This window comes from Streptomyces sp. NPDC090445 (assembly GCF_044769385.1).
Classification (GTDB): Bacteria; Actinomycetota; Actinomycetes; order Streptomycetales; family Streptomycetaceae; genus Streptomyces.
On sequence record NZ_JBIVXV010000003.1, the window covers coordinates 169641 to 178063 of the forward strand.

The window sequence follows — 8423 nt, forward strand, 5'->3', positions numbered from 1 at the left end:
CGTCCTGCCCGTGCGATGCGCACCGCACGCTGTCCGAGCCGGAGCGATCCGGAACCCCCGAGCCCGCACGGGCCGCGGCGCGCCCGCAGGCGCCGTCCGCGCCCGGTCCGCCGTACGGCCGCGAGAACGGGCACGCGTGTGGATCACTGGATAGACTTTCGGGTATGGAGGAGCGGCCTGTCGCGTCGATCGCGCGTCCGAGCCGGCACCACCGCGTCCGCGGCGGCGCCGCCTGCGGGGCCGGGTGAGGGGTGCCTGATGGGCACGGCGTCGAACCTGAGCGTGTACGCGGGCGGCCGCGGCTCCGGCCTGATCGGCAAGCAGATCGCGGGATACCGGGTCGAGCGCATGCTGGGCCGCGGCGGGATGGCCGTCGTCTACTCCGCGAAGGACCTGCGCCTGGACCGTACGGTCGCGCTCAAGCTGATCGCCCCGGAGCGTGCCCGCGACGACACCTTCCGGCGCCGCTTCACCCATGAGTCGCGGGTGGCCGCGTCCATCGACCACCCGCACATCGTGCCCATCTACGAAGCCGGCGAGACCGAGGGCGTCCTCTACATCGCCATGCGGTACGTCTCCGGCCTGGACATGCGGGCCCTGCTGGACCGGGAGGGCCCGCTCCCCGTCGCGACCGCCCTGCGCATCGCCGGCCAGGTGGCGTCCGCGCTCGACGCCGCCCACGAGCACGACCTCGTCCACCGGGACGTCAAACCCGGCAACATCCTGGTCGCCGCGGGCACCGACAGCGACCACCCCGAGCACGTCTACCTCACGGACTTCGGGCTGACGAAGAAGTCCCTGTCGCTCACCGGGTTCACCACCGCCGGCGAGTTCGTCGGAACCCTCGACTACATGGCGCCCGAGCAGATTTCCGGCCGGCCGGTCGACGGCAGGTGCGACCTCTACAGCCTGGCCTGCGTGGTGTACGAATCCCTCGCGGGCGGGCCGCCCTTCGAGCGCGAGGAGGACGCGGCGCTGCTGTGGGCCCACCAGTACGATCCGCCGCCCCCCGTGACCGAGAAGCGGCCGGACATCCCGCCCGCCGCCGACGAGGTCCTGGGCAAGGCCCTGGCGAAGGTCCCGGAGGACCGCTACGACTCCTGCCTGGAGTTCGTGGCCGCCCTGCGCGCCGCCACCGGGATCGCCGGCCGGCGCTCGGATCCCGAGTCCCGGGCGGACCGCCGGCCTCCGGGGGGCGCGGCGGGCGGCGAGCCGCCGCCGGAGCCTCCGGCCTGGGCCGCCCCGGTCTTCCGCGGCCCGTCCGGCGGGCCGCTGTGAACGACGGCGGGGGTCACAGCCCCATCGAGACGGCCAGGCGGGTCATCTCCGCCGTGGTGTTGATGCCCAGCTTGGCGCGGATGCGGCGCAGGTAGGCGTCGACCGTGTGCTTCGAGAGCCCCATGTTGCGGGCCGTCTGCAGGTAGGTGCAGCCGGAGGCGATGTGGCGCAGGGCCTCCTGCTCACGCGGGGCCAGCGTGGAGGCGGTGGCTTCGGCGGCCGGGGCGGCCGGGGCGGCCGAGGTGGCCGGGGCGGTCGGGGCGGTCGGGGCGGTCAGCGTGAGGCTCATGGGATTTCCTCCGACGAATCGGTTGGGTCATCTCTGCTCACACCCTCGGAAGCAGGGGATCTATACCGAATGTCGGTATTTGTCCCTGCTCAAAAGACTGGCTGCGCGACGTCATGGCGCTGTCCGTCGACTGTCACAGGCGTGTCACAGGGCCCGCCCGTCCCGTTTCAGAACCCGACGAGGGACTGCTCGGCCCAGATGGTCTTGCCGATGGGGGCCGGCCGGGTGCCCCAGCGCTGGGCGAGCTGGGCGACCAGCAGCAGGCCCCGCCCTCCCTCGTCGAAGGTCCGGGCCCGCCGCATGTGCGGGGCCGTGCTGCTCGAATCGGAGACCTCGCAGATCAGCGTGCTGTTCTGGTGGATCAGCCGCAGCTGGATCGGCGGCTGGCCGTACCGGATGGCGTTGGTGACCAGCTCGCTGACCAGCAGCTCGGTGACGAACGAGGCCTCCTCCAGCCCCCAGGCCGTCAGCTGGTCCGTGGTGTACCGGCGGGCCTGGCCGACGACGGACGGGTCCGAGGACAGGTCCCAGACGACGACCTGGTCGGCGTGCAGGGCCCGGGTCCGGGCGACGAGCAGGGCGACGTCGTCGTCGGGAGGGTGGGTCAGCAGGGCGGTCAGGACGCGGTCGCAGACCGTTTCCAGCGTGTTCGCCGGCCGGTAGAGGGCGGCGAGCATGCTGTCCAGGGCGTCGTCGATGTCCCGGTCGCGGGTCTGGAGCAGGCCGTCGGTGTACAGGGCGATGATGCTGCCCTCGGGCAGTTCCGCCTCGGTGGTCTCGAAGGGCAGTCCCCCCAGCCCCAGCGGCGGGCCGGCCGGTACGTCGATGAGGTACACGGAGCCCTCCGGCGAGACCACGGCCGGCGGGGGGTGGCCGGCCCGGGCGAGGGTGCAGCGGCGGGTCACCGGGTCGTAGACCACGTACAGGCAGGTGGTGCCGATGCCCCCCGCGGCCTCGCCGCCGGGATCCTGGTCGCCCTCGTCCGCGGACAGGTGGATGATCAGGTCGTCGAGGTGGGTGAGCAGCTCGTCGGGCGGCAGGTCGACGTCGGCCAGGGTGCGGACGGCGGTGCGCAGCCGGCCCATGGTGGCGGCCGCCCGCATGCCGTGGCCGACGACGTCGCCCACGACCAGGGCCACGCGCGCGCCGGAGAGCGGGATCACGTCGAACCAGTCGCCGCCGACCCCGGCCTCGGTGCCGGCGGGCAGGTAGCGGGTGGCGATCTCCAGCGCCGCCTGCTCGGGCAGCGTGTGCGGGAGCAGGCTGCGCTGCAGGGTCATGGTGGTGGTGTGCTCGCGGGGCTGCCGGACCGCGCCGTGGATGCCGGCGGCAGCCCGGTGCCCGAGCTCCTCGGCCAGCCACAGGTCCTCCGACTGGAAGGGCTCCCGGTGCAGCTGGCGGCCGAAGAGGGCCACCCCGAGCGTGGTGTCGCCGGCCCGCATCGGCACCACCATCATCGAATGGGTCCCGTACTCGCCGATCCAGGCGGCCCCGGCGTCCTGCTCCGCCCACCGGGCGACCGCCGGGTCACCCGCCCCGTACACCGCGCCCCGGCCCGCGGCCAGGCACTCGGCGGGCGGCGACAGCGGCGGGTAGACGGTCGTCCCGCCGATCGCGATCCGGGACTCCGGGCCCCCTTCGAGGACCGACCGCACCGCGGTACGGGTGACGGTGACCGGCCCCGCCCCGGGGCGGGGCGCGGGTTCGTCGCCCCGCGGGAGCGGTTCGAGCAGGTCGACGACGGCGAAGTCGGCGAGCCGCGGGACGGCGACGTCGACCAGCTCCTGCGCGGTGCGGGCGCTGTCCAGGGCCGTGCCGATGTGGGCGGCGACGTCGTTCGGCAGGTGCAGGTGCTCCCGGACGCCCTCCCCGGCAGCGGCCCGGTCGTGCGCGGCCAGGCAGACGGCGCGCACCCGGCCGTCCGGGTCGCGCAGCGGGGCCAGCGAGGCCGCCCAGCCGTGCTCCGATCCCGCGGCCGTGGGACGGACGAAGGCGTCCACGTACTGCGGCTCCCCCGTCTCCAGGACCAGGCGCATCCTCCGCTCGGTCTCGTCGCTCACCGGGTCCGGGGCGATCTCCGGCAGCCGCAGGCCGCGCATCTCGGCTTCGGTGAGGGACAGCGTGCGCTCCATGCCGTCGTTCGCCCGCACCAGCCGCAGCTCCGCATCGAAGATCGCCAGGAAGCAGGGGGACTGGGTGAACGCCCACTCCTTCAGCTCCATCAGCGGCTCGCCGGCGGGCGCGGCCGGCCCGCCCGGCACGGCGGAGACCACGAACCACTTGGCGGTCCCGCCGCTGGACGTCCAGCGGTGCGCGAGCAGCCCCGGCTCCAGCCGGTGCCCGTCCCGGTGCCGCAGCGCGACCGTGCCGCTCCACCGCTCCTGGCCGGGCGCGATCCGCTGCGCCGTGCCGTCGGCGGCATCGGCGAGCAGCCGTTCGGCGGGCAGCCCCACGACCTCGGAAGACACGTAGCCGAGCAGCCGGGTGGCACCCTCGCTCCACTCCGTCACGATGCCCTGCTCGTTGATGGTGGCCGTGGCCGTGTACGCCCGCTGGGGGGAGGCGTGCGTCTCCTCCGGCCGCTCACCAGGAGAGGTGGGAAGTTGCTCCATCGCCGCTCACTCGCCCTCGCTCGTTCCGCTACCGCTGTCCCGTGGGAGGTCCCACGGGAAACCGCACGGCCAGAGGCCCCACTGACAAGCATGATCCAGCGGGGCAGGGAGCACCAACGCAGTCCGGGCCGCACGGTTCCGGCGGGCCGCGGCCGAGGCTGCGCGAGGACCGGGGCCCGCACCGCGCCCCGCCGCCCGCCCCGCCGTCGCACGGCGCCGGCCGCCGAGGACGGGCGGCCGCAGCCCCGGCGTTCAGCCGGACCGGACCCGCCACCTACACCAGCGAGGTCGACGGGCAGGCTCCCACCGTGCTGTTCGTGCCCGTCATCCACAGCGTCGCCGACGCCGCCGCGCTGCTCACCACACCCGAGTACGGGCTGGACAAGGCCCTCACCGCCCTCCTGGGCCGGACCCGCGCCCACGCCCTCGACGCGATCGGCCGGGGGCCCTGCACCACCGGGCAGCTGGCCGAGCGGATCTCGGCATCCCTGCCCACCGCCAGCGAGCAGGCCACCGTCCTGCGCCAGGCCGGCCTCATCACCACCACCCGCCACGGCAGCGCGGTCATGCACGCGCTCACCCCGCTGGGCCGCACCCTGCTCAACGGCCACCACTTCCGGGCCGCACCCATCGCAGCTGCCGCGTCGCAGCCGTGAGCGGCCCGGACCGGACGGCGGCGTACTGGTCCGTCCTCCACCCGCGTGACGGCACGAGGCTGCGCGTGCGGCAAGATCGTTCCAAGACCGAGCGGGTGCTGCCGGACCGCCGGACCGCCGGACGCCGGACCTGCCGGAAGCGCCCGAACCGAAAGGGCAGGGTGTGACATGGGAGTACGGCGCGATGACGGCCGACCGGTTCGACGGCCGCTCGGGGGCCGCGTACCGGAGCCGTTCCGAGGTCGGCAGGATCGCGTCGCCGGGCGCCCGCACCCCGTGAGCGCGGCATGATCCGCGTACTGATCGCCGACGACGAGCCGATGATCCGCGCGGGAGTCCGCGCCGTTCTCGCGGTCGACCCCGGACTCGACGTGATCGCCGAGGCGGGCAACGGGCGCGACGCCGTGGAACTGGCCCGGCGGCACCTCCCCGACGTGGCCGTTCTCGACATCCGCATGCCCGGCACGGACGGGCTGCAGGCCGCCGCCGAGATCCGCCGGCTGGCGCCGCAGACGGGAGTGGTCATGCTGACGACCTTCGGCGAGGACGACTACATCCTGCAGGCCCTGGGCGGTGGCGTCGCCGGCTTCCTGATCAAATCGGGCGAGCCCGAGGAACTCATCGCGGGCGTCCGGGCCGTGGCCGCCGGCGCCGCCTACCTGTCGCCGGTCGTGGCGGCCAGGGTGGTCGCCCACCTCGCCTCCACCGGGGCCGGGGTGCTGGGCGCCCGGCGCGCCGACGCCAAGGCGAAGGTCGCGGCACTCACCGCGCGCGAGCGGCAGGTTCTCGGCCTGCTGAAGGAGGGGCAGTCCAACGCCGCCATCGGCAGGAGCCTCCGGGTCGCGGAAGGCACGGTGAAGGCGCACGTCAGCTCCATCCTGGCCAGGCTGGGGGTGGAGAACCGGGCCGCCGCCGCGGTCGTCGCCCACGAAGCCGGAGCCGATTCCTTCGCCTGACCGGGCCACCCCGTGGATCCGAGGGGCCCTCGGACATAGGTCGAAGGTTGAGTTGGCCCCCTCCTTTCGTGCAATGCCCGGTGACCTGCGGATTCGTAGCGTGCTGGTCGGGAACAACGCCGCGAAGGCCGGGGAGGCTTCACCGTGACCGCTCAACCACTCCTGATCCATGCCGCCGATCCGTTCGGGGGTGACCTCTACAGGCACATCACCGAACGGGCGGACGACACCCCCTCCTGGTTCCGGCACACGGCGGAGCTGGGCACCGAGGGCGGCATCCTGATCCTGCTCGCGCTGTTCGTCGGAGCGTGGTGGCGTGCCCGGAAGGGATCCGACGCGGGGATGGCGCTCGCCCTGCTGGCGCCGGTGGCCACCGGCGTGGCGTACGTCCTCAGCGAGATCGTGAAGTCCGTGATCCGCGAGGAGCGGCCCTGCCGCGCGGTCAGCGGTGCGCGGCCGATCGCCGAGTGCCCGGAGCCGGGCGACTGGTCCTTCCCGAGCAACCACTCCGCCATCGCGGGAGGCGCGGCGTTCACCCTCTTCGCGGTGTGGCGCACGGCGATGAGGTTCGCCCTTCCGGTGGCGGTGCTCACGGCCCTGTCCCGCAGCTTCCTCGGTGTGCACTACCTGCACGACGTGATCGCCGGCTTCGCCTGGGGCGCGCTGCTCGCGCCCGCCGTGCTGATGCTGCTGGCCGGGCCGGGAACCGCGGCCGTGATCCGGCTGAGGTCGATGCCCGCCCTGAAGCCGCTGCTCGTCGCCGGCGTGGCCCGGCACCGCTGAGCCGGGCGCCCCGCCCGGCCGCCGCACGCTGCAAGGCGGCCCCCCGTCACGCGCGCGTGACGGGGGGGCCTGATTCCGATCGCCGGGTGGTCAGCTGCCGCCGCCCGTGGCGGTGGCGTCACCGCTGATGGCCGTCGCCGAACCGGAGTTGAGGGCGTCGGCGCTGGCGCTGCCGGTCGTGGCGTTGCCCGTGGTGATGGTGCAGCGGCCGATGCAGGTGCCGACGCCGGTGTTGGCGCTGCCGGAGGTGGCGGTACCGCCGAGCGTGTTGTTCTCGGCCGTCGCGGCACCGGTGGTGGCGGTGGCGTTGGCGTTGGTGCCGCCGTTGGTGTCGCCCGCCGCCCGCGCGCCCTTCTGGACACCGGTCAGGGCACGGAACGTGCCGGTGCTCAGTACGTCGTCGCTCACGGCGGTGTTGACGCTGTCGAGGCAGAGGCCGGTGCACAGGGTGGAGGCGCCGGCGCCGACCGAGGTGTTGGTGCTGCCGCCGCACAGGCCCGTGCACTCGTTGTACGCGCCGACGCCCACGGAGGTGCTGGCGCTGTTCGTGCACAGCCCCTTGCACACGCCGGAGGCGCCGTCGCCCACGGCCGTGTTGGTGCTGTCGTGGCAGAGGCCCTCGCACGAGCCGGAGGCACCGGTGCCCGTGGCGGTGTTGGTGCTGCCGTGGCAGAGGCCGCTGCACCCGCCGGGGGCGAGGGCGCTGCTGTGGTACGGGGCTGCGGGTGCGGCCATCGCGGTCGACGGCAGCACCACGCCGCCGGTCAGTGCCACGGAAGCCGCGGCCAGCACGATACGACGGGTCCAGGAACGCGCGTTCATCGGAAACTCTCCGGGATTCGTGTGCGAAGTCTTCGCCTGCGGCCAAGGCGGGGGCGCTGGGGGCGCTGGGGGGCTGCGGCCGGATGCGTCCGGTGGCGTTGCAGACGTCGGGGAGATCCCCCGGGGGCTTGTGCGAGGGTGACGTTAGCGTGTGGATCATGCCGCGAGCAGGACCCCGCGGCATGCGGCGTGTTCTCCGGGCGCCCGGATCACCGCGGGGATCCGGGCGCCGCACGGCATCGGCCAATTAGCAGGCTCGACGGCAGCCGTCAAGCCACGCATTCAAGTGGCGTGACGCCTCTTCGCTCGTGGGGTTTATTTGGAGTACGCCCTCACCGGGAACTCCCGGAGGAAAAGGGGCCGGCGGAAAATTCCGGCTCCTCCTGCGGGGCGGTTCACGAAAACCCCTTCCTATACCGAGTGGAGAATTCTGATGTTCGAGCGTTTTTGGACCCGTCGTATTGTTCTGGCCGGCGCTTCCGCGGCTCTGGTGGGCGGCGGTATCGCCCTCCCGGCGACGGCGATGGCCGCCCCGGTCGCCGCCCCGCAGCAGGCGGTGTCCGTCCTCCCGGCCGACAGCGCCGACGGTATCGGCACCAGCGGCGACGCGACTGCGGACAACACCACCGTCGGCGGCACCGCCACCACCGGCACCGCCAACTCCGGCGTCGGCAGCTGCAAGGGCAAGTGCACGATCACCACCGGCAACGCCAGGAGCGGTGACGCGAGCGCCGACGCCGTCAACACCGGCGATGCCACCGCGGTGAGCGGCGACGCCACCGGCAAGGGCGGCACGGTGACGAAGCAGGAGCTGAAGAAGCAGCTGAAGGAGGATCTGAAGGCGAAGCTCGGCAAGTGAGGGCCGACAAGCCGGGCGGCCCCGGGACCCGTCCCGGGAGCCGCCCCCACCCACCGTGGGGGGGGGGGGGGGGGGGGGGCGCGGGGGCCGGGCGGGGGGCGGGCGCGCGGCGGGGGGGGCGCCGGGGGGGCGGGGTGGCTGGGCGGGGGCGGGGGCCGCGCCCCCCCC

The 8423-nt window shown here is 74.1% G+C and carries 8 protein-coding genes; 5 read left to right on the plus strand and 3 right to left on the minus strand.

Annotation, left to right across the window (positions count from 1 at the left end):
* Positions 1–258 precede the first annotated feature (258 nt).
* Complete coding sequence (locus tag ACIQUT_RS08875) at positions 259–1278, plus strand: serine/threonine-protein kinase (protein WP_403560929.1); 1020 nt, start codon at positions 259–261, stop codon at positions 1276–1278.
* 13 nt (positions 1279–1291) lie between these two features.
* Here ACIQUT_RS08875 and ACIQUT_RS08880 read toward each other — a convergent pair whose 3' ends face one another.
* Both ACIQUT_RS08880 and ACIQUT_RS08885 read right to left on the minus strand, forming a co-directional pair.
* Complete coding sequence (locus ACIQUT_RS08880; protein WP_403560931.1) at positions 1292–1567, minus strand: response regulator transcription factor; 276 nt, start codon at positions 1565–1567, stop codon at positions 1292–1294.
* A 167-nt stretch (positions 1568–1734) separates the two neighbouring features.
* Positions 1735–4179, minus strand: coding sequence for a SpoIIE family protein phosphatase (locus ACIQUT_RS08885; RefSeq protein WP_403560933.1), 2445 nt, complete (start codon positions 4177–4179; stop codon positions 1735–1737).
* A gap of 308 nt (positions 4180–4487) precedes the next feature.
* Between ACIQUT_RS08885 and ACIQUT_RS08890 the strand changes: the two genes are divergently transcribed.
* The 3 genes from ACIQUT_RS08890 to ACIQUT_RS08900 all read left to right on the plus strand — a co-directional run bounded on the left by ACIQUT_RS08890 (position 4488) and on the right by ACIQUT_RS08900 (position 6574).
* Positions 4488–4835 carry an ArsR/SmtB family transcription factor gene (locus ACIQUT_RS08890; RefSeq protein WP_403560935.1) on the plus strand — a complete coding sequence of 116 codons (348 nt, stop codon included), beginning with the start codon at positions 4488–4490 and terminating at the stop codon, positions 4833–4835.
* A gap of 287 nt (positions 4836–5122) precedes the next feature.
* The gene (locus ACIQUT_RS08895) at positions 5123–5791 is read left to right on the plus strand and encodes a response regulator (protein WP_403560937.1); all 669 of its coding nucleotides are present in this window, start codon (positions 5123–5125) and stop codon (positions 5789–5791) included.
* A gap of 144 nt (positions 5792–5935) precedes the next feature.
* Positions 5936–6574 carry a phosphatase PAP2 family protein gene (locus ACIQUT_RS08900; protein ID WP_403560939.1) on the plus strand — a complete coding sequence of 213 codons (639 nt, stop codon included), beginning with the start codon at positions 5936–5938 and terminating at the stop codon, positions 6572–6574.
* Positions 6575–6664: 90 nt separating this feature from the next.
* Here the strand turns inward: ACIQUT_RS08900 and ACIQUT_RS08905 are convergent, their stop codons facing one another.
* A complete protein-coding gene (locus ACIQUT_RS08905; RefSeq protein ID WP_403560941.1) occupies positions 6665–7396 on the minus strand; it encodes a hypothetical protein in 732 nt (243 codons plus the stop codon).
* Positions 7397–7829: 433 nt separating this feature from the next.
* On the opposite strand from ACIQUT_RS08905, the gene ACIQUT_RS08910 reads away from it, so the two are divergent.
* Positions 7830–8255 carry a hypothetical protein gene (locus ACIQUT_RS08910; protein ID WP_403560943.1) on the plus strand — a complete coding sequence of 142 codons (426 nt, stop codon included), beginning with the start codon at positions 7830–7832 and terminating at the stop codon, positions 8253–8255.
* The last annotated feature ends 168 nt before the right edge of the window (positions 8256–8423 follow it).

What these genes read in the sequence shown, in the direction of transcription:
- ACIQUT_RS08875 (WP_403560929.1), top strand. Translation starts at nt 259, where the DNA reads ATGGGCACGGCGTCGAACCTGAGCGTGTACGCGGGCGGCCGCGGCTCC.
- ACIQUT_RS08910 (WP_403560943.1), top strand. Translation starts at nt 7,830, where the DNA reads ATGTTCGAGCGTTTTTGGACCCGTCGTATTGTTCTGGCCGGCGCTTCC.
- ACIQUT_RS08885 (WP_403560933.1), bottom strand. Translation starts at nt 4,179, where the DNA reads ATGGAGCAACTTCCCACCTCTCCTGGTGAGCGGCCGGAGGAGACGCAC.
- ACIQUT_RS08905 (WP_403560941.1), bottom strand. Translation starts at nt 7,396, where the DNA reads ATGAACGCGCGTTCCTGGACCCGTCGTATCGTGCTGGCCGCGGCTTCC.
- ACIQUT_RS08880 (WP_403560931.1), bottom strand. Translation starts at nt 1,567, where the DNA reads ATGAGCCTCACGCTGACCGCCCCGACCGCCCCGACCGCCCCGGCCACC.
- ACIQUT_RS08895 (WP_403560937.1), top strand. Translation starts at nt 5,123, where the DNA reads ATGATCCGCGTACTGATCGCCGACGACGAGCCGATGATCCGCGCGGGA.